At 72.4% G+C, this 24,922-nt stretch carries 27 protein-coding genes; 17 read left to right on the top strand and 10 right to left on the bottom strand.

Translation table 11 applies throughout. The features are described 5' to 3' along the window. Positions 1-68 precede the first annotated feature (68 nt). Both ABD901_RS17875 and ABD901_RS17870 read left to right on the top strand, forming a co-directional pair. Positions 69-731: an esterase/lipase family protein gene (locus ABD901_RS17875; RefSeq protein WP_345128050.1), complete on the top strand. Its 663-nt coding sequence runs from the start codon at positions 69-71 to the stop codon at positions 729-731. A gap of 74 nt (positions 732-805) precedes the next feature. Beyond that, on the top strand, positions 806-2,713 hold the full coding sequence (locus ABD901_RS17870) for a potassium transporter Kup (RefSeq protein WP_345128048.1): 1,908 nt from the start codon (positions 806-808) through the stop codon (positions 2,711-2,713). Between the two features lie 6 nt (positions 2,714-2,719). On the opposite strand, the gene ABD901_RS17865 is transcribed toward ABD901_RS17870, so the two are convergent. Next, positions 2,720-4,357: a HAMP domain-containing sensor histidine kinase gene (locus ABD901_RS17865; protein ID WP_345128047.1), complete on the bottom strand. Its 1,638-nt coding sequence runs from the start codon at positions 4,355-4,357 to the stop codon at positions 2,720-2,722. Continuing rightward, positions 4,354-5,052, bottom strand: coding sequence for a response regulator transcription factor (locus tag ABD901_RS17860; protein ID WP_345128046.1), 699 nt, complete (start codon positions 5,050-5,052; stop codon positions 4,354-4,356). The genes ABD901_RS17865 and ABD901_RS17860 overlap by 4 nt, the downstream gene beginning before the upstream one ends. Before the next feature lie 104 nt (positions 5,053-5,156). Between ABD901_RS17860 and asnB the strand changes: the two genes are divergently transcribed. Beyond that, positions 5,157-7,010, top strand: a complete 1,854-nt coding sequence (asnB, locus tag ABD901_RS17855) for an asparagine synthase (glutamine-hydrolyzing) (RefSeq protein ID WP_345128045.1) — start codon at positions 5,157-5,159, stop codon at positions 7,008-7,010. On the opposite strand, the gene ABD901_RS17850 is transcribed toward asnB, so the two are convergent. Further along, positions 6,979-7,821: a helix-turn-helix transcriptional regulator gene (locus tag ABD901_RS17850; RefSeq protein WP_345128044.1), complete on the bottom strand. Its 843-nt coding sequence runs from the start codon at positions 7,819-7,821 to the stop codon at positions 6,979-6,981. The genes asnB and ABD901_RS17850 overlap by 32 nt on opposite strands. Positions 7,822-8,253: 432 nt before the next feature. Here ABD901_RS17850 and ABD901_RS17845 point away from each other — a divergent pair, with 432 nt between their 5' ends. From ABD901_RS17845 to ABD901_RS17830, 4 genes are all read left to right on the top strand, one after another. Continuing rightward, positions 8,254-8,787: a cupin domain-containing protein gene (locus tag ABD901_RS17845; RefSeq protein WP_345128043.1), complete on the top strand. Its 534-nt coding sequence runs from the start codon at positions 8,254-8,256 to the stop codon at positions 8,785-8,787. A 102-nt stretch (positions 8,788-8,889) separates the two neighbouring features. Continuing rightward, the gene (locus ABD901_RS17840; protein WP_345128042.1) at positions 8,890-9,873 is read left to right on the top strand and encodes a magnesium transporter CorA family protein; all 984 of its coding nucleotides are present in this window, start codon (positions 8,890-8,892) and stop codon (positions 9,871-9,873) included. Between the two features lie 2 nt (positions 9,874-9,875). Beyond that, a complete protein-coding gene (locus tag ABD901_RS17835) occupies positions 9,876-10,877 on the top strand; it encodes a methyltransferase (RefSeq protein WP_345128041.1) in 1,002 nt (333 codons plus the stop codon). 293 nt (positions 10,878-11,170) lie between these two features. Next, positions 11,171-11,494 carry a hypothetical protein gene (locus ABD901_RS17830; protein WP_345128039.1) on the top strand — a complete coding sequence of 108 codons (324 nt, stop codon included), beginning with the start codon at positions 11,171-11,173 and terminating at the stop codon, positions 11,492-11,494. Here ABD901_RS17830 and ABD901_RS17825 read toward each other — a convergent pair. Further along, the gene (locus ABD901_RS17825) at positions 11,454-12,461 is read right to left on the bottom strand and encodes an ArsR/SmtB family transcription factor (RefSeq protein WP_345128038.1); all 1,008 of its coding nucleotides are present in this window, start codon (positions 12,459-12,461) and stop codon (positions 11,454-11,456) included. The two genes, ABD901_RS17830 and ABD901_RS17825, sit on opposite strands and share 41 nt — an antisense overlap. 59 nt (positions 12,462-12,520) lie before the next feature. Here ABD901_RS17825 and ABD901_RS17820 point away from each other — a divergent pair, with 59 nt between their 5' ends. Further along, on the top strand, positions 12,521-13,729 hold the full coding sequence (locus ABD901_RS17820) for an MFS transporter (protein ID WP_345128037.1): 1,209 nt from the start codon (positions 12,521-12,523) through the stop codon (positions 13,727-13,729). A 20-nt stretch (positions 13,730-13,749) separates the two neighbouring features. After that, on the top strand, positions 13,750-14,265 hold the full coding sequence (locus tag ABD901_RS17815; RefSeq protein ID WP_345128036.1) for a pyridoxamine 5'-phosphate oxidase family protein: 516 nt from the start codon (positions 13,750-13,752) through the stop codon (positions 14,263-14,265). Between the two features lie 149 nt (positions 14,266-14,414). Here ABD901_RS17815 and ABD901_RS17810 read toward each other — a convergent pair whose 3' ends face one another. Continuing rightward, positions 14,415-15,281 (bottom strand): ketopantoate reductase family protein, encoded by an 867-nt coding sequence (locus ABD901_RS17810; protein ID WP_345128035.1) that lies wholly within the window; start codon positions 15,279-15,281, stop codon positions 14,415-14,417. A gap of 29 nt (positions 15,282-15,310) precedes the next feature. On the opposite strand from ABD901_RS17810, the gene ABD901_RS17805 reads away from it, so the two are divergent. Continuing rightward, the gene (locus ABD901_RS17805) at positions 15,311-15,838 is read left to right on the top strand and encodes an AAA family ATPase (RefSeq protein WP_345128033.1); all 528 of its coding nucleotides are present in this window, start codon (positions 15,311-15,313) and stop codon (positions 15,836-15,838) included. 68 nt (positions 15,839-15,906) lie between these two features. Then, positions 15,907-16,491, top strand: coding sequence for a GNAT family N-acetyltransferase (locus tag ABD901_RS17800; RefSeq protein ID WP_345128031.1), 585 nt, complete (start codon positions 15,907-15,909; stop codon positions 16,489-16,491). Here ABD901_RS17800 and ABD901_RS17795 read toward each other — a convergent pair. Together ABD901_RS17795 and ABD901_RS17790 are read right to left on the bottom strand one after the other, a co-directional pair. After that, positions 16,488-17,327 (bottom strand): SAM-dependent methyltransferase, encoded by an 840-nt coding sequence (locus ABD901_RS17795; protein ID WP_345128030.1) that lies wholly within the window; start codon positions 17,325-17,327, stop codon positions 16,488-16,490. The genes ABD901_RS17800 and ABD901_RS17795 overlap by 4 nt on opposite strands. Before the next feature lie 68 nt (positions 17,328-17,395). Beyond that, a complete protein-coding gene (locus tag ABD901_RS17790) occupies positions 17,396-17,848 on the bottom strand; it encodes an Lrp/AsnC family transcriptional regulator (RefSeq protein ID WP_345128029.1) in 453 nt (150 codons plus the stop codon). Between the two features lie 81 nt (positions 17,849-17,929). Here ABD901_RS17790 and ABD901_RS17785 point away from each other — a divergent pair, with 81 nt between their 5' ends. From ABD901_RS17785 to ABD901_RS17775, 3 genes are all read left to right on the top strand, one after another. Next, positions 17,930-18,550, top strand: a complete 621-nt coding sequence (locus tag ABD901_RS17785; RefSeq protein ID WP_345128028.1) for a LysE family translocator — start codon at positions 17,930-17,932, stop codon at positions 18,548-18,550. Between the two features lie 81 nt (positions 18,551-18,631). Beyond that, entirely contained in the window at positions 18,632-19,618 is a 987-nt protein-coding gene (locus ABD901_RS17780) for a zinc-dependent alcohol dehydrogenase family protein (protein WP_345128026.1), read from the top strand. 147 nt (positions 19,619-19,765) lie between these two features. After that, entirely contained in the window at positions 19,766-21,178 is a 1,413-nt protein-coding gene (locus ABD901_RS17775; RefSeq protein WP_345128025.1) for a carbohydrate-binding protein, read from the top strand. Between the two features lie 203 nt (positions 21,179-21,381). Here ABD901_RS17775 and ABD901_RS17770 read toward each other — a convergent pair whose 3' ends face one another. Then, positions 21,382-22,065, bottom strand: a complete 684-nt coding sequence (locus ABD901_RS17770) for a GNAT family N-acetyltransferase (protein ID WP_345128024.1) — start codon at positions 22,063-22,065, stop codon at positions 21,382-21,384. A 128-nt stretch (positions 22,066-22,193) separates the two neighbouring features. Here ABD901_RS17770 and ABD901_RS17765 point away from each other — a divergent pair, with 128 nt between their 5' ends. Continuing rightward, positions 22,194-22,874 carry a carboxymuconolactone decarboxylase family protein gene (locus tag ABD901_RS17765; RefSeq protein WP_345128023.1) on the top strand — a complete coding sequence of 227 codons (681 nt, stop codon included), beginning with the start codon at positions 22,194-22,196 and terminating at the stop codon, positions 22,872-22,874. 86 nt (positions 22,875-22,960) lie between these two features. Here the strand turns inward: ABD901_RS17765 and ABD901_RS17760 are convergent, their stop codons facing one another. After that, positions 22,961-23,137 carry a HEAT repeat domain-containing protein gene (locus ABD901_RS17760; RefSeq protein WP_345128021.1) on the bottom strand — a complete coding sequence of 59 codons (177 nt, stop codon included), beginning with the start codon at positions 23,135-23,137 and terminating at the stop codon, positions 22,961-22,963. Between the two features lie 344 nt (positions 23,138-23,481). Between ABD901_RS17760 and ABD901_RS17755 the strand changes: the two genes are divergently transcribed. Together ABD901_RS17755 and ABD901_RS17750 are read left to right on the top strand one after the other, a co-directional pair. Then, positions 23,482-23,796 carry a PadR family transcriptional regulator gene (locus ABD901_RS17755; RefSeq protein WP_345128020.1) on the top strand — a complete coding sequence of 105 codons (315 nt, stop codon included), beginning with the start codon at positions 23,482-23,484 and terminating at the stop codon, positions 23,794-23,796. Continuing rightward, the gene (locus ABD901_RS17750; RefSeq protein ID WP_345128018.1) at positions 23,793-24,773 is read left to right on the top strand and encodes a hypothetical protein; all 981 of its coding nucleotides are present in this window, start codon (positions 23,793-23,795) and stop codon (positions 24,771-24,773) included. Before ABD901_RS17755 ends, ABD901_RS17750 begins: the two co-directional genes overlap by 4 nt. Positions 24,774-24,795: 22 nt before the next feature. Here ABD901_RS17750 and ABD901_RS17745 read toward each other — a convergent pair whose 3' ends face one another. Beyond that, a complete protein-coding gene (locus ABD901_RS17745; RefSeq protein WP_345128017.1) occupies positions 24,796-24,918 on the bottom strand; it encodes a hypothetical protein in 123 nt (40 codons plus the stop codon). Positions 24,919-24,922 lie beyond the last annotated feature (4 nt).

Here is a 24,922-nt window from a genome sequence, read left to right as displayed (position 1 = left end):
TGCACGATCGGCACGCTTCGATCGACGGTTTCCGCCGAGCCGTTCCCCCAAGATCGAGGAGGTCCCCCATGCGACGGGTTCTCGCGCTCGTGCTGGCCTGCGCGGCGCTGGTCTTCGCCGCTCCGGCCACCCAGGCGCACGCGGCGACGGCGCACCGGCCGGTCGTGTTCGTGCACGGGTACACCGGCAGCGCGTCCAACTGGGTCACCGCCGAGTCGGTGTTCATGGCCGCCGGGTACAGCAGCAGCGAGCTCTTCGCGTACGAGTACAACTCGTATGGCAACAACGTCAGCAACGCGCAGGGGCTGGCGTCCTTCGTCAACCAGGTCAAGTCGCGCACCGGGTGGTCGAAGGTCGACATCGTCAACCACTCCATGGGTGGCCTCGTCAGCCTCTGGTATCTCAAGCAGCTCGGCGGCGCCGGAAGCGTCGCGCACCTGGCCTCCCTGGCCGGCGCGAACCACGGCACCACCGCCGCCGGGGCCTGCCTGGTGTTCGTCACGTGCCAGCAGATGTACCCGGGCTCGTCGTTCATCGCGACGCTGAGCGCCGGCGACGAGACGCCGGGCAGCACGGTGTACCACACCTGGTACTCCCCCTGCGACGGCGTCATCATCCCGTACACCAGCACCGTGCTCAGCGGCGCCACCAACACCTACGTCGCGTGCGAGAACCACCTGACGTACCTCACCGACACCATCGTGCTGTCCCAGGTCCGCTCGTTCGTATAGGGCTGAACCGGGCGCTCCCGGGGTCCCCGGCGGGTACTGTCCGCCGGGGACCCACCCGTGTCGAGAGGATCGCCGTGAGCGGACGGCAACAGTCGGTGAGCACGGCGCTCGTGATCGGCGCGCTCGGCGTGGTGTTCGGCGACATCGGCACCAGCCCGATCTACACGCTGCAGACGGTCTTCAACCCGGGCGACCCGCACCCGGTCCCGGTCAGCGCGAACAACGTGTACGGCGTGGTCTCCCTCGTCTTCTGGTCCGTGACGATCATCGTCACCGTCACGTACGTGCTCCTGGCGATGCGCGCCGACAACGACGGCGAGGGCGGCATCCTGGCCCTCATCACCCTGCTGCGCCGCTGGGGTGGCAAGGGCGGCGGGCGCGCCGCCGCGATCCTCGCGGGCCTGGGCATCTTCGGCGCCGCGCTGTTCTTCGGCGACAGCATGATCACCCCGGCGATCTCGGTGCTGTCCGCCGTCGAGGGCCTGAAGCTCGTGTCGCCGTCGTTCGACGACGCCGTCGTGCCGATCACCGCGGTCATCATCATCGCGCTGTTCCTCGTGCAGCGGCGCGGCACCGCCGCCGTCGGCCGGGTCTTCGGCCCCGTGATGATCCTGTGGTTCGTCACCATCGGCGTGTTCGGCGTGGTCGGCATCGGCAAGCACCCGGAGATCCTCAAGGCGCTGTCGCCGACCTACGCCGTCGGCTTCCTCGCCGGCCACTTCGGCGTCGCCTTCTTCTCCCTCGCCGCGGTCGTGCTCGCCGTGACGGGCGCCGAGGCGCTGTACGCCGACATGGGCCACTTCGGCCGCCGCTCGATCACCCGCGCCTGGGTCTGGCTGGTGTTCCCGGCGTGCACCCTGTCGTACTTCGGCCAGGGCGCCCTCATTCTCGACGACCCTTCCAACATCGCCGGCCCGTTCTTCCTGCTCGTGCCCGGCTGGGCCCGCCTGCCGCTGGTGCTGCTGGCGACCGCCGCGACCGTCATCGCCTCGCAGGCCGTCATCACCGGCGCGTACTCGGTGGCGGCGCAGGCCGCGCAGCTCGGGTACCTGCCGCGGCTGCGGGTGGCGCACACCTCCGAGTCGCAGATCGGCCAGATCTACGTGCCGTGGATCAACTGGCTGCTCATGGTCTCCGTGCTGACCCTCGTGTTCGCCTTCCGCAGCTCCGCCGCCCTCGCCTTCGCCTTCGGCATGGCGGTCACCGGCACGATCACGATCACCACCCTGATGTTCTTCTACATCGCCCACCGCCAGTGGCGCACCCCAGTGTGGCTGCTCGCCCCCGGCGCCGCGGTGCTGCTGCTGGTCGACCTGCTGTTCTTCGCCGCGAACCTGACGAAGTTCGTCCACGGCGCCTGGCTGCCGCTGCTCATCGGCCTGACCGCGTTCACCGTCATGACGACGTGGCAGAAGGGCCGCGAGATCGTCACCGCCGAGCGCCGCCGGCAGGAGGGGTCGCTGCACGAGTTCATCGAGCGCCTGCGCTCGGACCCGTCGCTGACCCGCGTGGTCCCCGGCACCGCGGTGTTCCTCAACCGCGGCAAGGAGACGGCGCCGCTGGCGATGCGGGCCAACGTCGAGCACAACCACGTCCGCCACGAGCACGTGCTGATCATGTCGCTGGAGACCCTGCCGGTCCCGCGCGTCGCCACGCAGGACCGCATCAGCGTCGACGACCTCGGGTACGCCGACGACGGCATCGTCCACGTCACCGTCCGCTTCGGCTACATGGACACCCCCGACCTGACCTCGACCCTGCGCCTGCTCGATGCCTCGAAGACCGAGGGCGCCACCGATCGGCCCGAGCAGGCGTCGTACTTCCTGTCGAAGATCGAGCTGCGCCGCGGCGACAACCCGACGATGGCGGTCTGGCGCAAACGCCTCTTCATCGCGACGTCGTACATCACCGCCGACGCCGCCGAGCACTTCGGCCTGCCCCGCGAGCGGACCGTCATCATGGGCTCCCACATCGAGGTGTAGCGCCCGTCACGCCGGGGGCGGCTCCGCGATCGGGAACGTGACCCGCATCGTGGTGCCGACGCCGGGCTCGCTCGCGGGCTCGATCGTGCCGGCGTGGTCGAGCACGATCTGGCGGGCGATGGTCAGGCCCAGGCCGCTGCCGCCCGTCTCGCGGTCGCGGGCCGGGTCGGCGCGCCAGAAGCGCTGGAACACGTGCGGCAGGTCCGACGCGCTGATGCCGCAGCCGGTGTCGCGGACCTCGACCACGGCGCGGCCGGCGGACGGGAACGCGCGCAGCAGCACGTCGCCGCCCGGGTCGGTGTAGCGCAGCGCGTTCGACACGAGGTTGCCGATGACCTGGCGCAGGCGATCCTGGTCGCCATAGACCGGCAGCGGGCCGACCGCCTCCGCGGTCAGGCGCACGCCCGCCGCCTCCGCGACCGCCAGGTGCGCCACGCGGCTGACCTCGACGAGCTCCGCGAGGTCGAAGCCGGTGCGGCGGTACGCCAGGTGGCCGGCCTCGGCCAGCGTCAGGTCCTGCAGGTCGTCGAGGATGCGCCGCTGCAGCAGGACCTCCTCGTGCAGCGAACCGAACAGCTCGCGCGACGGGGGCACCAGGCCGTCCTGCAGCGCCTCGAGGTACCCGAGAAGATTCGACAGCGGCGTGCGCAGCTCGTGCGCGACCCCCGCGACCAGGCGGCGCTGCGCCTGTTCGGCCTCCTCCAGGGCCTCGGCCATCCGGTTGAACGACGTCGAGAGCTGGCCGACCTCGTCGCGGCCGGCGTCGGGGACGCGGGTGTCGAGGTGGCCGTCGGCGAGCAGGCGCGACGCGGCGGTCAGGCGGCGCAGCGGCCGGCTCACGTGCCGGGCGACGAACGCGGTGCCGACCATGGCGAGGACGAGCACGCCGCCGATCGACAGCAGCGTCGGGCGGGCGACGAGGCCGACCGCGTCGTCGTCGACGGCGCCGAGGAACAGCTGCAGCGGCTCCGGCGCGAAGCCCGCGGCCCGGTCGCCGAACGCCTCGACGAGGCAGCGCTGGTAGTTCGGCGTCGGCTCGGCATGGCAGTCGGCGATGGCGGCCAGGTCGCCCTCATGTGCGAGGTCCTGTTCGCGCTCGGCCTGCTCGGGGCAGCCGCCGTTGGTGCCGGGCGGGACGGAGTTGGGCAGCGGCACCCCGTACGCGTCCGGGGTGACCGCCGCGACGTCCAGGGACTGCTCGGTCCGGCAGCGGGCGGTGACGCTCGCCATGCGGTACTGCGCCAGCTCCTCCAGGACGAGCCCCTCCGCCTTCTTGTCGTTCAGGTCGAGCTTCAGCGTGGGGCGGGGGTCGATGAGCGTCGGCGGGCTGACCACCGGGCGGGCGGCGCGGCCGGCGAGGTTGTCGCTGTCGACGGTGACCTCGCCGTACAGGTTGACGAGGCGGATCCGCTGGTGGTTGGCCTCGGAGAGCTGCCGCACCTTCTCCGCGACGCCGGCCCACGAGCCGTGCCGGCGGGCGTAGGAGCGCACGGTGTCGGCGATGTCGGCGACGTGCTGGGTCGCCTGGCGCTGCGAGTCGGAGATCTGCCGGGCGGTCAGCCGGAAGCTGAGGTACGCCGTGGTCCCGATCGCCGCGACGGCCACGACCAGGATCAGCGCGAAGATCCGCGCGCGAAAGCTCACGGCTGCTCGGCGAGGCGGTAGCCACGGCCGTACACCGTCTGGACGTACCGCGGCTGCACCGGCTCGGCCTCGAGCTTGCGCCGCAGGTTGACCACGTGCGCGTCCACGGTGCGCTCGGACACGTCGCGCTCGAAGCCGAACACCCGGTTGATGATCTCGCCGCGGGTGAACACGCGCCCGGGCTCGCCGGCGAGCAGCTCGAGGATGCCGAACTCCTTCGCGGTGAGCACGACGGGCTCGCCGCCGACGCGGACCTCGAAGCGCCCGGCGTCCACGACGAGGTCGCCGACGTTGAGCACCCGCTGGTGGCCGGGGCTGCCGATGCCGGAGCGGCGCAGCAGCGCGCGCACCCGGGCGGCGAGCTCGCGGGGGCTGACCGGCTTGGTCATGTAGTCGTCGGCGCCGAGGTCCAGGCCCAGCAGCAGGTCCTCCTCGGTGGAGCGGGCGGTGACGAGCAGGATCGCGACGCTGGACTCGGCCCGCACGATGCGGCACACGTCGAGGCCGTCGACCTGCGGCATCATGACGTCGAGCACCAGCAGGTCCGGCTTGCGCGAGCGGCACTGCTCCAGGGCGGCCCGGCCGTTGTGCACGGTGAGCACGCTGTGCCCGTCGCGCTCGAGGTACAGCCGGATCAACTCGGCCTGCTTGGGGTCGTCGTCGGCGACCAGGATCCGCGCGCTCATCCCGGCCATTGTGACCCGCCGAATGTGAGGAACCTGCGAAATCCGTTTCGGGTTTCGATCCGGCAACGACTTCTTCATCGGTTCCCAACGGGCCGGTTCCTACCTTCACCGGCATGTGTGGACTCCTGGTGTTTCTCAGCTGCGACGGTACCGCCGACCGCTCCGCCCTCGCCGCGGCGCTCGAGCGGCTGCACCACCGCGGCCCCGACGAGACGTCGATGGTGGCCGACGGCGGCGTCGTGTTCGGTTTCACCCGGCTGGCGATCATCGACCGGGCACACAGCCGCCAGCCCGGGCAGTACCGCCACTGGACCGTCGCCTTCAACGGCGAGATCTACAACTACCGGCAGCTGCGCGAGCAGCTGGCCCGCGAGCACGGCGCGACCTTCGCCACCGAGGGGGAGGCGGAGGTCCTCGCCGCGGCGTTCCACCACTGGGGCCCGTCGGCGGTGGGCCGGCTGCGGGGCATGTTCGCCGCGGTGCTGTGGGATGCGGCGAGCGGGACGCTGCACGCGATCCGGGACCCGTTCGGGATCAAGCCGCTGTACCACCTGCGGACCCCCGACGGGCTGTACCTGGCCAGCGAGAAGAAGGCGCTCATGCCGTTCGCCGGCGGTGCGGCCCGGATCGGGGCGGCGCAGCTGTCGCACTACCTGACGCTGCAGTACGTGCCGGAGCCGGCCACCCTGCACCCGGCCGTGCACCGGCTGCCCGCCGGCCACGCGCTCACCTGCCGGGTCGGGCAGGAGCCACAGATCCGCCGGCACTTCGAGCCGGCGCTGCGCCCCGTCCCGCGCCCCGCCGCCGACGCGATCGCCGCCGTGCGCGACGCGCTGCGCGAGAGCGTGCACGCCCACCTGCAGTCCGAGGTACCACTGGGGGCATTCCTGTCCAGTGGCGTGGACTCCACGGCCGTCGTCGCGCTCGCCCGCGAGGTGCACCCCGGCATCCGCGTGTACACGGCCGGTTTCGACGACCCGCGGTACAGCGAGATCGAGGCGGCGAGCGAGACCGCCGCAGCGCTGGGCGTCGACCTGACCGCGACGCTGGTCCGCGACGAGGAGGTCATCGAGGCGCTGCCCCGCATCGTGTGGCACCTCGACGACCCGGTCGCCGACCCGGCAATCGTGCCGTTGTACTTCCTGTGCCGCGCCGCCGCCCGCGACGTGACGGTGGTGCTGTCCGGCGAGGGCGCCGACGAGCTGTTCGCCGGTTACGAGATCTACCGCGAGCCGTCCGCGCTCGCCGCAGTGGCCGGCCTGCCGGATCCGCTGCGCCGCGGCCTGCGCGCCGTCGCGGGCGTGCTGCCGGAGGGCATGCGCGGCAGGAGCTTCCTGCAGCGGGCCACGACCCCGATCGGCGAGCGCTACTACGGCAACGCGCGCATCTTCGGCGCCGACGAGAAGGCCCGCCTGATGCGCGGCCCGGCCGAGCCGCACACCGCGGTGACCGCCCCGATCTTCCGCGCCGCGCAGGGCCTGGACGAGGTGAGCACGATGCAGTACGTCGACCTGCACACCTGGTTGCCCGGCGACATCCTCACGAAGGCCGACCGCATGTCGATGGCACACTCCCTGGAGCTGCGGGTCCCGTTCCTGGACCGCGCCGTCTACGCCGCCGCGGCGTCCCTGCCGCCGGAGCTCAAGCTGAGCCCGCACGCGACGAAGCACGCCCTGCGCGAGGCGGTGCGCGGCCTGGTACCCGACGCCGTCGTGAACCGCCGCAAGCTCGGCTTCCCCACCCCGACGCGGGTCTGGCTGCGCGGCCCGATCGGCGAGTGGGCGGCCGACGTGCTGTCCGAGACCCCGGTGGACCACCTCATCGACATCGAGCACGTCCAGCGCCTGCTGGCCGCGCACCGCCGGAGCGCCGGCGACCATTCGCGCAAGGTCTGGACGGTGCTGATGTTCTGCCTGTGGTACACCCAGCAGCCCGCTACGGCGTCGCTGTACACAGCAGTGCCGTGACGCGTTCCCGGTCCGCTGCCCCGACCGGCACCTGGACGACGACGAGCGCCCCTGGGTGCTCGATCGGCCGGAGCTGGAACAGCTCCAGCTCGACGGCGCCCACGCCGGGATGCTCGACGCCGACCGTCGCGGGCCGGAAGTCGCGCACGGGATACTCGGCCCACCATTGCCGGAACTCGGGACTGGCGCCTTCCAGCGCCGCGATGAGCTCGTCGAACCGCGCCTCACCGGCGTGCCGCCCGGCGGCCGCCCGGAACTGCCCGAGCACGGCCCGCGCCGCCCCTTCCCACCCCGGCATCCGCCGCCTGATCTCACCGTCGGTGAGCAGCATCCACAGCAGATTCCGCCGCTCCGGTGCTATTTGTCCGGGATTGTGCCGAATTATGGCATATGCGCGATTCCACGCAAGGTAGTCCCAATGCACGTCGTACGCCGAGGCCGGGTTCGGCATCATCGCCTCGACCAGCCGCGCGAGCCGCCCGGCGTCCGGCTCGCCCGCCGCACGGCCACCGTCGCCCGGCGGCGGCAGCCCGGCGAGCGCCCGCAGGTGCGCGTGCCGGTCCGCGCCGAGCCGCAGCGCCCGCGCGAGCGCGTCGATGACCTGCGGCGATGCGGGGATCGCGCGGGCCTGCTCCAGCCACGTGTACCAGGTCAGCCCCACCCCGGACAGCTCGGCCACCTCTTCGCGGCGCAGCCCTGGGGTCCGCCGCACGCCCGGGCTCTCGGGCAGCCCGACGTCGCGCGGCCGCACGCGGGCCCGCTGCACGCGGAGAAACTTGGCCAGCTCGCGGCGGCGCTGCTCGTCACTCATGCGCGCGCCCGCAGCCCACCGGCCGCTTCGGTGCCGCCGCGCCGAGCCGCACCTCCAGCCGTCCGGACGCCCGCCGCTTGGGTGCCGGCCGCTTCGGTGCCGCCGCGCCGATTCGCACGTCCAGCGGTCCGGACGCCCGCCGCTTGGGTGCCGGCCGCTTGGGTGCCGGCGCGCCGCGCCGCGCGTCCAGCCGTCCGGACGTCGGCCGCTTCGGTGCCGCCGCGCCGATTCGCACGTCCAGCGGTCCGGGCGGCCGCCGCTCGGGTGACGCCGCGCCGCGCGGCGCGGCCGGACGTTCGGGGTGCCGGCGTGGCCGCCCTCCCGCGCGGTGGCGCTCGTCGCTCGTCCCGGTCGTCATCGGCCCCCGCGTCCGGCGCTGGGTGGTAACAGCCGTACCAGGATCGCACGCCGTCGATCCGGCACGCTGACCCCATGACCGATGGACTGATGCTCCCGCCCGGCGGCGGCACCCGAATCCCGAGCGCCGGCATGACGCTGAAGATCGGCGCCGAGCGATCGGCGACCTGGTCGATGTTCGAGGCCGAGGTCGCGCCCGGGTTCGACGTCGGCGCGCACCGGCACGCGGCGGCCGAGGAGGTCTTCTACGTGCTCGACGGTGAGCTCGACCTCCTCGCGTTCGAGCCGGAGACCATGACCGCCGGGGACTGGCGGGCGTGGACGTCCGGCGACGGGGCCACGGTGCTGCGCGGCGGTCCCGGCAGCGTGATGTGGGTGCCGCCCGGGTGTCCGCACGCGTTCGCCAACCCGCTCGACACGCCCGCGCGGCTGTTGTTCCTGGTCGCGCCGTCGGGGCATGAGGACTACCTCGCGGAGGTCGGGCGCGCGCTCGCGAGTGCGGGCGGAGCGCCTGACCCGGCCGTCATTGCCGCCGTCCGGGCCCGCCACGACATCGAACAACTGACGCCGATGCGCCGCGGCCCCGCTCAGATCTCCACCACAGCTTAATCGACCCCACCAAACCGATCTCCAACGCCGTCACGCACCGCAAGAATCCATCACGTTCCGTGGCGCTGGCGGGCGGAGACCGGGGCTGGCATGCTTCGCCGCATGGACGTCCGGCTCATCCTGCCGAACGGGGTCACCACCCACACGGCGGACGAACTGCCGGCCCTGCTGGCCCGTGACGACGGGCTGGTCTGGGTCGACGTGCCCACCTGCGACGGGGAGGCGGTCAAGGCGCTCGGCGCGGCGTTCGGCTTCCATCCGCTCGCGCTGCGCGACGCCTCGGTGCGCAACCGGGTGCCGAAGATCCATCCCTACGCCGACCACGTGTTCATCGTCCTGCACGCACCGCACTTCGGGGCGCGGGGCCACGTCCACTACGTGGAGCTCGACCAGTTCATCGGCCCGCGGTACCTCGTGACGGTCCACGGCCCGGCCAACCCCGCGGTGCCGCCGGACGTGCCGCTGCGCCAGACCCGCGACGTGCTGCGCCGCATCGAGTCCGGGCGGTTCGTGCCCGGCTCGGCGTTCGAGCTGTCCTACGCGATCGTCTCGGCGATCACGCGGCTGCAGGAGACCCACGTCGAGGACGTCACCGCCGAGGTGTGGCGGCTCGAGCAGCGGGTCACCGCCGGGCACCTGGGCAACCCGGAGCAGTTCCTGGAGGAGCTGTTCCAGGCCCGGCACGGGCTGCTCGCGGTGCGCACGATGGCCACCCTCGGCGGCGCGATCTACGGCCGCCTCGCCGGGCTCGCGCGGGCCGTGCCGCCGGAGGCGCACCACCTCGTCGTCGACGTGGTGGACCAGTTCGACCGGGTGCGCAGCGTGGCCGACGGCGAGCGCGAGTACCTCCAGGGCGTCATCGAGTTCTACAAGGCCCGCACCGACACGAAGATGACGATCGCGGCGGAGCGACTGGCCGTCATCGCCGCCATCACGTTGCCGATCACGGCGCTTTCCTCGGTGTACGGCATGAACCTCATCGTCAGCGACCACACCCAGGTCCCGCACCTGGTCGCGGTGCTGGTCATCATGGCCGTCATGTCGGCGACCCTGCTCGGCTGGGCCAAACGTCAGGGATGGTGGTAAACGTGCCCGACGAACCGAACACCTGGCGCGAAGGCCTGTGGGCCGCCGCCGACCTCATCACGCCGATGGCCGTGCGGGTCGCGGCGACGCTGCGCCTGGCCGACCACATCGCCGCCGGACGCCGCACGAGCCAAGAACTTTCCGCAGTGGTACCCGCTGAGCCTGACGTCCTGGCCCGCATCCTCGCCCACCTGGTGACCGCCGGCGTGCTCACCCGCGAGGAGTCCGGCGAGCACGGCCTGACGCCGCTGGGCGAGCAGCTGCGCGACGACCACCCCGCGGGCCTGCGCGCCTGGCTCGACCTCGAGGGCCCGATCGGGCGCGCCGATCTGTGCCTGGTCGAGCTGCTGCACACGGTCCGGACGGGCGAGCCGGCGTACCCGCGCCACTTCGGCCGCCCGTTCTGGGACGACCTTTCCGCCGACCCGGCCCGCTCGGCAGCCTTCGACGACCTCATGGGCGGCCGCCTGACCGCCGACGCCCCCGTCATCGCCGACGCGTACCCGTGGTCGCCGCTCGCCCACGTCGTCGACGTCGGCGGCGGCAACGCGAGCCTGCTGATCGCGATCCTGCGCGCGCACGAGACGCTGCGCGGCACGGTGGTCGACCTGCCCGGCGCCGCGCAACGCGCCGGGGCGGCGATCGCGGCGGCCGGCCTGGCGGACCGCGCCACCGCCCGGCCCGGCAGCTTCTTCGACCCGCTGCCCGCCGGCGCCGGCGCCTATGTCCTGTCCGGCATCCTGCACGACTGGGACGACGAGCACGCCGCGCGCATCCTGTCCCGCTGCGCCGAGGCCGCCGGCGGCACGGGCCGGGTGCTGGTCGCCGACCACTTCGGCGGCGCCCCGGACACGGAGGGCGACCTGCGGATGCTGTGCTACGTACGCGGCCGGGAACGCTCCCTCGACGAGCTCACCGCGCTCGCCGCCACGGCCGGCCTGACCCTCGCCGCAACGCACGCGGCCGGCACCCGCACGATCGTCGACCTGCGCCCGCACCGCTGACGACCGGCGTTTTCTCTCCGCGATCATGCGATTTCAGCACCCCGAAATCGGACATCTCCCTGTTGGCGGAAGAAAACGCACACCTGGATCATGGCAATGTTCGATTTGCACCCCGCGCTGTTGCATGATCACGGAAACAAAACGCGCTCGAGCTCCACAACGTCCGCGTTTATCCGCTGTCGGGGTATAAATCCGACAAGTCGTGGCGCGGAGCGCCCGACTTGTCGGGCAAAACGGCAGGCAAGGGGCGTAGACGACCGTACAGTTGGGCGTCATGGTTAGACTCGATCAGCATGACGTACCTGAGCCGACGACTCGCCGCCGTAGCCGCCGCCCTCGTGATCGCGACCGGGGGCCTCGCCGCCTGTAGCAGCGACAACGTCGACTGCACGACCAGCGCGTGCACGGTCACGTTCGACCGCGGGGTCGAGGCCAAGTCCTCCGTGCTCGGCGTCGACGTGAAGCTGGTCGGCGTCGACAACGGCGTGGTCAAGCTCGACGTCGCCGGCACCACCGTCAGCGTGCCCGTCGACGGCAGCGCCCAGGCCCAGGGGTTCGACATCACGGTGCAGAAGGTCACCGACGCCGAGGTGGTCGTGCGGATCCAGACGAGCTGACCGGGGGCTCGCCGCGGCACAGGGCGTCGCCGAGCGGGGTCCGGTAGTACAGCACCGACCGGCCCGCCCGGCGGCGGTCGGCGAGGCCGGCGTCGCGCAGGACCCGCAGGTGGCCGCCGGCCGAGCCGAGGGTCTGGCCGGTCAGCGCGACCAGCTGCGTGGTGCTCTTCGGCTCGGCGAGCAGCGTGAGGATCCTGGCCCGGGCCGGTCCGATGAGGCTGGCGAGGGCTCCCGGGGGTACCACATCCGGGTCCTGAGCCAGCCAGCCGGTGCACGGATAGATGATCGCGTGCACGTCCGCCGGCTCCTCCCAGCTCACCCAGCCGCGCGCCGACGTGGTCGGGGCGAACACGAGCCGGCTGCCGGTCACGTCGCGGGGCGGATAGTCGTACGCGTTGATCTGCAGCCGGCCGTCGCCGAGCCAGCGCATGCCGGGGCGCATCCCGTCGAGCACGGCCGCCCAGCCGCCGGTGCCGAGGCGGCCGGTGCGGGCCACGATGTCGGCCTCGAACACGCGGCGGCGGCGCGGCCAGCCGGGGCGGACCGTGTGCCGCCACGCCCAGTCCAGCAGCTCGACGGCGCGGGCGACGAGGCCGTCCTCGTGCAGCACCGGCGTCAGCGGCCGGTCCATCGTCTCGAGGATGTCGCGGCGGGCATGCTCGTCGGTGGTGGCGGCGACCCGGGCGAGGTCGTCGGCGAACACCGGCGCCTCGACGCGCGGCGGGCGGACGAGGAAGTCGGCGAGCCAGCCGGGGCGGATCGCGTCGCGCAGGAACGGCAGCGCGAACGGGTCGGCGCCCCACCGCGCGCGGAACACCGGCTCGTACTCGCGCAACCACTCCCGCTGCGTCGCCGAGATCCGGTGCTGCCCGGTGAACGCGGCGAGGCAGCCGACGGTCTCGACCATCGGCGAGACCACGAACCGGCTGCTCGCCAGCACGTCGGCATCGATGCGCCAGACCCCCATGTTTCGCCTCCAACCGAAACTCTAACGCCCGCCGGGCGCGGGACCGCAGACTTCGGCGCATGCGCACGTACCGCGAGCTGTTCGCCGAACCCGAGTTCCGGGCCCTGTTCGCCACCGTCTCAGCGCAGGTCGCCGCCGGCACGGTGACCGGCATCGCGCTGGCGACCCTCGTGTACGGGGCGACCGGCTCGGCGCTGCTGAGCGCCCTGAGCATGTTCGGCTCGTCGTTCGCCCAGGTGGTCGGCGCGATGACGCTGCTGTCGGCCGCCGACCGGATCCCGCCGCGGACGGCCATCGCGGGCCTGGCCGCGTTCACCGGCCTCACCACCGCGCTGCTCGCACTGCCCGGCCTGCCGGTCGCCGCCGTCCTCGCGGTCGTGCTCGTCCAGGGCCTGGCCGCGTCGATCGGCGGCGGCGTCCGCTTCGGCCTGCTCGCCGAGATTTTGCCCGCCGACGGGTACCTGCTGGGCCGCTCCCTGCTGAACATGGCCGTCGGCGCCATGCAGATCGCGGGCTTCGCCGCTGGCGGCGCGCTCCTGGCGGCCTTCTCCCCCGCGACGGTACTGCTGAGCGGCGCCGCCCTGTCCCTGCTCGCCGCGCTCGTGGCCCGCGCCGGCCTCACCCGGCGCCCGCCCCGCGCGACGGGCCGGGCGTCGATCCGGGCCACCTGGCAGGGCAACCGCGCCCTGCTCTCCTCGCCGGCCCGCCGCGCCGTCTACATCGGACTGTGGGTCCCCAACGGCCTCATCGTCGGCTGCGAGGCCCTCTTCGTCCCGTACTCCCCCACCGCCGCCGGCGCCCTCTTCGTCGCCGCCGCCCTCGGCATGCTCGTCGGCGACGCCCTGGCCGGCCGCGTGCTGCCGGCGCGCTGGCGCCGCCCGTTCACCACGCCGGTCCAGCTGCTGCTGGCGGTGCCCTTCCTGGCGGTGGCCGCGTCCCCGCCCCTGCCCGTGGCGCTGGTCCTGGTCGCAGTGGCCGCCATCGGGTACTGCGGCAGCCTCCTGCTGCAGGACCGCCTCGTCGAGCTGACCCCCGCCGACCTGCGCGGCCACTCGCTGGGCCTGCACGGCTCGGGCATGTTCACCATGCAGGCCGTCGGCGCCACGCTGGCCGGCGCCGTCGCCCAGGTCGTCTCCCCCGCACACGCCATGGCGGTGATGGCGGCGGCCTCGATCACGGTCTCCCTCCTGCTGGCACCGCACCTGCGCCGCACCCCGCCGACCGCCCCGGCCCCCGCCGCCGCACCGGAGAAGGTCCTGGTCGACTAGGGTTCGGCGATGGTGATCACGTGCCGCTGACGAACCCGTGGCTGTCCGACCCCACCCCGGGCGGGGTCCTGCCCCGCGAGCGCCTCGAGGAGCGCATCCTCAACCTGCTGTCGTCGCAGAACATGTGCGTCCTCGCGACGACCGGGCCGGGCGGCCCGCTCGCCACCCCGGTGCGGTACTACCACCTGGGCTTCGCACTCATGTTCACCGCGGCGCCGCGCTCCCCGAAGATGCGCAACATCGCCGCCGACCCGCGGGTCTCGATCGGCCTGTTCGCCCCGCTGGCCGGCCTGGCCAGCAGCCGGGGCGCCCAGATCTTCGGCACCGCCCGGGTCCTGGGCCCGCACGACCCGGACCGCGCCGGCTACTGGGAGGCGTTCCGCTGGGAGAACGAGCACGCCGAGCGCGGCCGCTCGCTGTCCGAACCCCCAGCGGACCCCCTGGTCGTCGTCGACGCCGACCGGATCGTGTACACCGAGCACTGGCTGCGCCGCGACGGCTACGCCCCGCGCCAGCACTGGCGGGTCACTGCGTAGGGCAGCCGCTCGGCGGGTCGTTGTACTCGTTGGTGTAGATGCGCACGAGCATGCGGCGGTGGCGTACTCGGTGAAGGTCCACAGGTGGCCGTCGCCGAGGCGGTGCCGAAATGTCGGCTATGTCCGTCACGGAGTGGCGGACATAGCCGCTACGACATCGCGCGCAGCTCCGCCACCACGCGGGACGTTGCCGGAGTCGGGATGCCCAGCCGGGCGCCCGCGTGCAGGACCGAGCCGCCGATCGCGTCCAGCTCCAGCGGGCGGCCCGCCTCGGCGTCGCGCAGCATCGAGGACTTCATCGGGGGCGGGATCTGGTCGATGACGGACAGGATCGCGGGGGCCTCGACCTGGGTGCCGCTCGCGCGGGCGAGCGCCGTCACCTCGGACACCATCTCGACGAGGTCGTCGCGGCGGGTCTGGCGGGCGGTGCCGATGCTCGCCCGCGCCGCCGTCGTGATGAGGGCCACCGGGGCCAGCAGCGCCAGCTTGGCCCAGAGGACGGCGGCCTCGGTGTCGCGTATCGTGACGTCGAAGCCCGCGCCCGTCAGCAGCGCCGCCACCGTGTCGGCGCCGGGGCCGGCCACGTCGATGCCGGAGAACGGGCTGGTGTGCTCGATGCGGCCGGTGGCGACGCGGGTGGACTCGACGCGGATGGCGCCGGCGACGACCCGCGCCGACGGGTAGCGCTCGCGCAGCAGCTCCACGTGCTCGACGCCGTTGAGCAGGGGCAGGATGATGCCGGGCGCCGATGCCGGGAGACGGTCGAGCGCGTCGGTCAGCGTCGTGGCCTTCGTCGCCACGACGGCGACGTCGACCGGGGACGTGAGCGACTCGACCGCCCGTGCCGGTACCGTGAAATCCCCGAACTGCACACTGTGCACGCTCATGCCGCGCTCGTTCAGCGCGGCCGCGGTCTCGGGGCGGGCGACATAGACGACGTCGTGGCCGGCGCGGGTCAGCACCCCGCCGAGGAGCCCGCCCACACCGCCGGGGCCGACGATCGCAACGTTGGACATCCCACCAAACTAACCGCTCGGAGGCGGCCATGACCCGCAGAATCGTGCTCACCGGCGCGCCCGGCGCCGGCAAGACCAGTATCGCGCTCGCGCTGCGCGCGGCCGGGCATCTCGTCGTCGACGAGGCGGCCACCGACGTCATCGCCGAGACGCCGCACCTGGAGGGCGACGGGCCGGCGTTCCTCGACCGGATCGTGGCCGTGCAGCGGACGCGGCAGCTGGCGGCGCGCGGCGCGGTGCAGGTGTTCGACCGCTCGCCGGTCTGCACCCTCGCCCTGGCCGTCTACAGTGGACTGCCGCCGACCGTGACCCTCGCGGCCGAGGCCGAACGCATCGAGCGGGAGGGCACCTACGAGCGGCGGGTGGTGTTCGTGCGGCTGATGGGGTTCATCGTGCCGACCGCCGCCCGGCGGATCAGCCTCGCCGACTCGCAGCGCTTCGAGCGCATCCACGAGGAGGTGTACCGCGGGCTGGGCTACGAGCTGGTCGAGGTACCGCCGGGAACCCTCCAGGACCGGGTGGCGCTCGTCGCCGAGCTCATCGCCGCCGGCGGCTGACCGGGGCGGTCGGCGTCGCCGCTGGGCATGTTGCGATCGTTTCTGCCGGTCGAGCTATGTTTTCGGGCATGGTCCAGGCTGCCGAGGTCTTCCCGCGCACGGTGCTCACCACCGGCCGGCTCGTGCTGCGGCCGTTCCGGGCCGCCGACGCGCCGGACGTGCACGCTGCGTGGCAGGACACGGCGTTCGTGCACAGCGCACCGGTCGGGTACCCGTACGCGGCCGCGGACCTGCCGACGGCGGTGTCCTGGTGTACCAGCGGGATGGAACAGCGGCGGGTGGACGGCAAGGGCGTCGGGTTCGCGCTGCAGCCCCGGGCCGGCGGGCGCCTCGCGGGGCACGTACAGCTGTTCGGCGCCGACTGGACGGCCCGCACGGCGGAGATCCACTACTGGACGTCGCCGTGGTCGCGGGGTCACGGCTACGCGGCGGAGGCGGCCGCCGAGGTCGCCCGGTGGGCCCTCGCCGACTGCGGCATGGAACGCATTCACCTGCAGGCCGACACCCGCAACACGGCGTCGCGGCGGGTCGCCGAGGCGGCCGGGTTCCGCTTCGAGGGCGTGCTGCGCAGCCTGGCGCCGGCCCGGGACGGCTCCCGGGCCGACATGGCCGTCTACAGCCTGGTCCGAGCCGACCTGCGGGCCGGCTGCTAGGGCTTGCGGGCGACGCCGCCGTAGACGGCGACCTGGGTGTCGGTGGCGTTCGGGTCGACGTCGGCGTCCGGGCGCCACTTCGTCACGATCGGCAGGCCCGGGTCGAGCAGCTCGAGGCCGTCGAAGAAGCGGGCGATCTCGTCGTGGGAGCGCACCTGCATGGTGACGCCCTGCCGCGCGTAGATCGCCGCGACCCGGTCCCACGCCGCCTGGTCGAAGTCGCCGGTCAGGTGCGACAGGGCCAGATAGCTGCCGGACGGCAGCGCGTCGACAAGGCGGCGCACGACGTCGTAGGGCCGGTCGGCGTCGCCGACGAAGTGCATGATCGCGATGAGCATGAGCGCGACGGGCCGGTCGAGGTCGATCGCGGCGCGCAGCTGCGGCGCGCTGAGGATCTGCTCGACGTCGCGCAGGTCGGCGTCGACGTACTCGGTGCGGCCCTCGGGCTTGCTGGTCAGCAGCGCCCGGGCGTGCGCGAGCACGATCGGGTCGTTGTCGACGTAGACGATCCGCGAGTCCGGCGCGACGGCCTGGGCGACCTCGTGGACGTTCGGCGAGGTCGGGATGCCGGTGCCGATGTCGAGGAACTGCCGCACGCCCTGCTCGACGGCGAGGTACTCGACCACGCGCCGCAGGAAGTTGCGGTTCTCCCGGGGCGGGATGCGGCTGTTGGGGTTGGCCTGCAGGCCCTGCTCGGCCGCGGCCCGGTCGGTTGGGAAGTTGTCCTTGCCGCCCAGCAGGTAGTCGTAGACCCGGGCCGGGTGAGGCCGGTCGGTCTGCAGGTCGATCGGCTCGCGATCAGCCGCGGGCTTGCGCATCCACTCGGCGCCAGACATGTCCGTTCTCCGCACGTGTGTTCCGCCTGGGGGTCCCCGTCCGGTTCGGATCATAGCGGCCCGGACGCCTAGGCGGGCAGCGGCCGGTCGGCCACGACGTGTTTCATGACGAGCGTCGAGTTGAGCCGCTGGATGCCGGGCAGCACCGCGAGGACGTCGTCCTCGAGCTGCTGGTAGGCGGCGAGGTCGGCGGTGACGATCCGCAGCAGGTAGTCGGGGTCGCCGAAGAGCCGCTGCGCCTGCACCACGTTGGGGACGCGGGCGACGGCGGCCTCGAACGCCAGCAGCGTGTCGCGGTCCTCCTGCCGCATGGTGACGAAGACGAGCGCCTGGAACCTGAGCCCGACGGCGTCGGCGTCGACGACGGCCCGGTAGCCGCGGATGGTGCCGTCGCGCTCCAGCTCCCGCAGCCGCCGGTGGCACGGCGACACGCTCAGCCCGACCCGCCCGGCGAGCTCGGTGACGGTGAGGCGGCCCTCGTCCTGCAGTACCGCAAGCATCTTCCGGTCGATGGCGTCCACGCGCACGATTCTTCCACCGGGGGCCGTTCGGGGGACAGACTTTGGCAACACTTTCCACGCGTTCGTCGATATGTTGCGCCCATGTCCGCGAGCTCCCTGGCGGCGTTCTGGCTCCTCGCCGCCCTGCTGATCGTCGTGCCCGGCGCCGACTGGGCGTTCACCCTGGCCGCGGGCGCCCGCTCGCGCGCGGTCGGCCCGGCGGTGGCCGGCCTGGCCGCCGGCTACTGCGCGCTGACCGCCGCGGTGTCGGCCGGGGTCGGCGCCCTGGTCGCCGGCTCCCCCGCCGCGATGACGGCGCTGACCGTGGCCGGCGGCGCCTACCTGGTCTGGCACGGCGCGACGACCCTGCTGTCCCGGCCCGCGGCCGCCCCGGCCGCGGTGGCGGCGCCGGCGCCGGGCGGCTGGCCGGTGTTCCGCCGCGGCGTGGGCGTGAGCGCCCTGAACCCGAAGGCGCTGCTGCTGTTCCTGGCGCTGCTGCCGCAGTTCACCGACCCGGCGGCGCCGTGGCCGGTGCCGGCGCAGCTGGCCGCGCTGGGCCTGACGTTCACGGCGACGTGCGCGGCCTTCTACACGGCGCTGGGCACCGCCGCGCGCACGCTGCTGTCGGCGCGGCCGCGGGCGACGGCGGCGGTGACCCGCACGGCCGGCGCCGCGATGCTGCTGCTGGGCGCCGCGCTGCTCGCCGGCCGCTTGGTCGGCTGACCGCCGCCTGCCTTCGCCGCATGATTGCGCGTCCGCGGGGCATCGTGCGCCCGATCCGCGCCGGCTGATCCGGGGGGCATCATGTCGCAGCTAGTTGTCACGTCGTACGGCGATCCGCGCGAGTCCGTATCGCTCGAGCGGGCTCCCAGTCTGCTGCTGGGCACCAACGACATCTTGGTCGAGATGGAGGCCGCGCCGGTCAACCCGTCCGACTTCCTGCTCGTCCGGGGCGGCTACGGTGTCCGGCCGCAGCTGCCCACCCCGGTCGGCGGCGAAGGAGTTGGGCGAGTGGTCGACGCCGGCGGGGCCGCCGGCACGCCGCTGGTCGGGCGGAGGGTCGTCATCCTGCCCACCTACGAACAAGGCACCTGGGCCGACAAGGTGGCGACCTCGTACCGCAATGTGGTTGCGGTGCGCGAGGACGCCGATCCGTTGCAGCTCGCCATGCTGCCGATCAATCCGGCGACCGCGTACCTGTTGCTGCACAAGTACGCCGAGCTGGCCGCCGGCGACTGGGTCGGCCTGAACGCCGCCAACTCCGTTGTCGGCCGCTGGATCATCGCCCTCGCCCGCTTGCAGGGCCTCAAGACCCTCAACATCGTGCGGCGTGAGGCCGCGGCCCAGATCGTTCGTGACGCCGGCGGAGACCGTGTGATCGTCGCCGGTGACGACCTGCCCGCCCAGATCGCCGGCGCACTGGACGGCGCGGAACTCGCCCTGGTGCTGGATGCCACGGCCGGCCCGATCGTCGCCGACCTCGCCGGTGCGCTGAGGTTCCGGGGTGTGATCGTCACCTACGCGTTCGTGACCGACATACCCCCGGCCGTCCGGGCCCACGACCTCATCTTCAAGGAGATCACGCACACCGGATTCTGGGTGCACAACTGGCTGCGCCACGCGCCACGCGCCGAGATCGAGCAGACCTACCGCACGCTCAGCGACCTTGTCGCCGACGGCGTGGTGAGCGTCCCGGTCGATGCGACCTACCGGTTGGACGACTACCGCGAGGCGTTCGAACACGAGATGACGCCAGGTCACACCGGAAAGATCCTGTTTACATTCGCCTAGGGTCGCGACTCTTACATTTAATAATGTTAACTGATAGCCTTCCTCACCATCGATCCATCGACGGTGAGGAGTCCAGTGAGATCTCGACGTCGTACATTCGCCCTGGCAGCGGGCGCGGCACTGGCCGTCGTGACGACCATGGTGCTCGTGCCCACGCTCCAGGCGCAGGCCGCCAGTACCGCCATCCAGGCCGCCTGCACCGCCCCGACCTGGGCGGAAGGCAACACGTACACCGCCGGCACCCAGGTCACGTATCAGGGCCACACCTACCAGGCCCTGCAGACGCACACCGCCTATCCGGGCGCCGGCTGGACCCCGTCCACCACACCGGCGCTGTGGAAGGATCTCGGCGCGTGCACCGGAGGCGGCGGCCCGACCACGCCCCCGCCGACGACGCCGTCGGGAGTTCCGTCAGCGCCGTCCAACCTGCGGGTCACCGCCACCACGAACACCAGCTTCACCCTGGCCTGGAATGCCTCCAGCGGTACCGTGACCGGGTATCGGGTGTATGAGGGCTCGACCGTGCGGGCCACGGTGACGGCGACCTCGGCCACGGTGTCGGGCCTGGCCGCAGGTTCCACGCACACCTACACGGTGAAGGCGTACAACGCCCAGGGCGAGTCGGGGGCGTCGAACAGCGTCACCGCCACCACGACCGGCGGCACCAACCCGCCGCCGTCCGGCGGCGCCGCCGCACCCTACCTGTACATGGGCTGGGGCGACCCGCCGAACCCGCAGACGGTCCAGTCGGCCACCGGCATCAGGTGGTTCACGATGGCGTTCATGCTCTCCGGCGGCGGCTGCACCCCGGCGTGGGACGGCAGCCGGCCGCTGTCCGGCAGCGCCGACGCGACCGCGATCAGCCAGATCCGCGCCGGCGGCGGCGACGTGGTCCCGTCCTTCGGCGGCTGGCAGGGTAACAAGCTCGGCCCGAACTGCTCCACCCCGCAGGCCCTGGCCGGCGCCTACCAGACCGTGATCAACGCCTACGGCCTCAAGGCGATCGACATCGACATCGAGAACACCGACGAGTTCGAGAACGACACCGTACGCAACCGGATCGTCGACGCCCTGAAGATCGTCAAGCAGAACAACCCGTCGGTGAAGGTCATCGTCACCTTCGGCACCGCCACCACCGGCCCCGGCTACTACGCCCAGCAGCTCGTCAGCCGCGCCGCGTCGACCGGCGCCGGCATTGATGTGTTCACCATCATGCCGTTCGACTTCGGCGGCGGCGCCAACATGTACCAGAGCACCGTCAGCGCCGCCGAAGGCCTCAAGACGATGCTGAAGTCCTCGTTCGGCTGGGACGACGCCACCGCCTACCGGCACATGGGCATCTCCGGCATGAACGGCCTGTCCGACCAGCAGGAGAACACCTCACCCGCGCAGTGGCAGCAGATCCGCGACTACGCCCAGAACAACCACCTCGCCCGCCTCGCGTTCTGGTCGGTCAACCGCGACCGCCCATGCCCCGGCGGCGGCGTGGTTTCCAACTGCAGCGGCATCTCCCAGAACAACTGGCAGTTCACCCAGATCACGGCCACCTTCACCGGCTGACCACGCACTACCAGGGGGCCGGCGCAGCTACAGCGCCGGCCCCTTGTAGTCGGACGATATTGCGCGCCGATGGCGATCGGATCGGCGCCGGTTCCGGCGACCCTCGGCTGGGCGCTGGTGTGGCCGCCGTTGTCGTCGGACGTTGGATTGCGCGCTCGCCCGGGCGACGACGAGGAGTGGGTCCCCGAAGCTGTCTGCGCCGCTCAGGACGGATACGTGTTGCCAGGCGTCGTTGCGATCAATACGCCGGCCACCGGCTGCCAGCCGAGCGTCATGTACAGACGTTGACCGTCCTCGCTGGCGATGAGCATGCCACGTTCGGCGCCTTCTTCGACCGCGGAACGGGCCAGTGCACCCATGACCGCGCTGGCCAGGCCCATGCGGCGATGAGCCGGCATGGTCTCGATGCGGTCCGCGACTGCATCCGTGCCGGCCAATCCCATCGTCCCGCGCGCACCGACCTCTCCCGACTCGTGCCGTACCGTGGCCCTGACCACGCTGTCGTCTCGGTGCGAGTCGACCTGGGTCATGAGCCGGTACGGTGCAGCGGGCAGATTCTGCGGATGCCCGCGAAGATCGGCGGTCATCAGCAGCTCCGAGTGCTTGAGCACGATCAGGCCCGCGGCCGTCAGAGCCGAGGCCGCCCTCGCCGGATCGGTGGTGGGCACGGTCAGCCAGGTGACGGAATCCTCGCCGGCGACCAGCTCAGCCAGCCTGGTGAGCGACGCGAGATCCTCGCCGGCATCGAGCGCGACGTACTCGATGTCGCGGCCGGGCTGCATGGACCGGACCCGCAACGCGCCGCCTACGTCCTCCGCGACGGGCAGAGAGCGGGCCGCGCCCCAGCCGCGCTGCCAGCGGACGATGAGATCTCGCAGGTTGCTCACCCATCGAGTAGATCACCCGCACATGAGCGGCCCGCCACCGCCACCGGTGGTGGTCCGGCACCCACCGGCGATCGTCACGCCCCGCACGCCCTGATCTGGATGGCCGGCGCGCGCATGCCGTATAGCGGATGTTCGGCATGGTCGTTCCGGCGCCCGACCTGTCCATGATCCGTCCGATGACCGGTGGACCGGCTAGGTGTCAGGTGACGCACACTGATCTCATGGACCGTCCTGCTTCATTTCTCGCCGATCCGCCGCTCAGTGCGGAGGTGGCTGCCGAATACGAGGCAGATGTCACCGGCGACGGGTACGTCAACAACCTCACTCGGGTCTGGTGCTGGCGCCCTGACGTGTTGGCGTCGTTCCAGGCGCTGCGCAAGGATCTCCTCGCCGGGTCGGGCCTGTCGGGCAGGGAAGCCGCAGTGATGGTGGCCGCCACCGCTGCCGCTCGAGGCGACGCCTACTGTGCGCTGGCCTGGGGCTCGAAACTGGCCGGACTCAGTGACGAGGCGACCGCTGCGGGCGTGCTGCAAGGCTTGGACGGTGGGCTGTCCGAGCGGGAGGCCGCACTGGCCGGCTGGTCTCGTCAGGTCGTTCTGGATCCGAACGCCACGACCGACGCCGATGTCGACCGCCTGCGCGACGCGGGCCTCAACGACCTGGAGATCTTCGAGGCGACCACCTTCATCGCGTTGCGGCTGGCGTTCTCCACAGTCAACGACGCGCTGGGAGCGCGGCCGGATCAGCAGCTCGCTGAGAGGGCACCCCGGCTCGTCCGCGAAGCCGTCGATTTCGGCCGACCGGCCTAGGCTTACGCGTCGTTTCCTGCTGGGCCAAGGCTTGCGTCGCGGGCGTCCTGATGCGCGGTCGCGTTTGGTCGGCGTCCAGCGGCCGGCTATCTGTTGTTCAACCTCGCGAGGCCGCGAGCTGCGAACTTGCGCACCTGCTCGTCCGGATCGGCGAGCAACGCACGAAGTGTGGGTTCGGCTGCCCGGTCGCGCAGCCCGCCCAGATACCAGCCGAGGACCATCCGTACGTGCGGAACCGGATCATCAGCGAGCGGCAGCAACACCCTCGATGTCGTCGACCAGTGACGACACATCCACGCCTCGACCCGCAGCGGCGAGTGAACGCAACAGCTCATCGAGGGTGTGGGACACCCCTCAAGAATAATGATCACCGACCTGACCGAGGAACTCGTACGGCATCCGCTCTATGCCGCATGGCCGGTCACGGTAGGTGCACGGTCAGGATCAGCAGCCGGGAGCGAACAGCGCCGACTTCGACCACCAACGATGCATCATGCATTCACAACCCTACTCGGCAACATGGACGTCCACACCGTTCTGACGGATCGCCCGGTTCGACAGCTGCTGAACCGTTGACGCTTAGCTCTACATGAGTAGAGTTAAGCCCATGCCGCCGCGGAACCGTCCACTGTCCGCTCAGGCCGTGGGCGTCCTGCGCGCGCTGGCGGCCGAGCCCTCCCGCTGGCGCTACGGCTACGACCTGGCCACCGAGGTCGGGCTGAAGTCCGGCTCGCTGTATCCGATCCTGCTGCGGCTGGCCGACCGCGGCCTGCTGGAGGCGGCCTGGGAGCCCGGCCCGGAGGGCCGCCCGCCCCGCCACATGTATCGGCTGACCGGGTCCGGCCGGGAGTACCTCGCGGCGCTCCCGACCCCCGCCCGGCCGGCACCGCGTCTGAACCTGCGGCCGAGTGAGGCGCCATGATGCCCCTGATCTTCGTCTTCATCGTCGGCGCCGCAGCGGCCGTCGTGCGCCGCCGCCTGCTGGCCGGGCCGGGCTCGATCCCGGACGCCCCCGCGCGGATGCTGGGCTGGTCCGTCGGCCTCCTCGCGGCGGAGCGCGAGGAGCGGGGCCGGGCGATGATCGGTGAGCTGGACCGCATCGAGGGCCGGACCCAGCGGTGGCGGTTCGCCCTCGGCTGCGCCGGCGGCGCGCTGGTCATGCCGCCGTGGGGCCGCTCGGCGGCCGCCCTCGGCGCCCTGCTGACGGCCGCGGCCGGCGCCGGCGGCCTGGTCGCCTACGCGCACCTGCATTACCGGCTGCCGGCCGACGGCTGGACGTGGTTCTGGGACGCGGTCCTGCTGCTGGTCCTCGTCGGCTACGTGCTCGGCGGAAGCACCCTGCTGCGCCGGCCGGGTGTGGCCGGGCCCGGGCTGGCCGGCGGCCTGCTCACCGCCGCGGCCTGGCTGGCCGTCAGCGGGTTCGACTTCGACCATTGGATCAACTCGGTGCGGTCGCACTGGCTGCTGGCGTTTCTGGCGCCGGTCGTGGTCGGCGCCGGCGGCACGTTGTGGGGCGGCAGCGCCGCCGCCGGCCGGCGCGCCGCCCGGCTGGCCGCGGTGACCGCCGCGCTCGGCGTCTACCTCTACGGGGTGTTGGCGGTCGCGGTCGTCGGCGCCGCCGGGCACGACCCGAGCGACGGCTGGACGCCCGCCCAGGTGGTCGACGACAACCTCGGCAACCAGGCGGTGTTCTACCTGGTGGCGCTGCCCCTGATGACCGCGACCATCGGGTGGGCCGCTGCCGCGGCAACCGCCCGCCTGCGGCCCGACCGGTCGCCGTCCCCGGCGCCGGCCGCGGTGGCCCGGGGCCATCGGGTCTGGCTCGTCATCCTGCCGTGCGCCGCGCTGGCCGCGATGGTCCTGCTCGTCCTCCTCATGTTCCTGGCACCGCACCGCTGACCCGACTCCGTGGTCCGGCGAGTCAGGCGTTCGTCAGGGCGCGGGAGGCGGCGATGACGGCGCTCGCAGTGCCGGTGCCGAGGGTGATCGCCGGCCGCTGACCACCGGCTCCGCCCGGCAGGTCCTGCTCATCCTGGTGTACCAACTGG

It is taken from the genome of Dactylosporangium darangshiense (assembly GCF_039537565.1).
GTDB lineage: Bacteria > Actinomycetota > Actinomycetes > Mycobacteriales > Micromonosporaceae > Dactylosporangium > Dactylosporangium darangshiense.
Note: the sequence above shows the minus strand (reverse complement) of the source record. Positions and strands in the feature narration are given on the sequence as shown.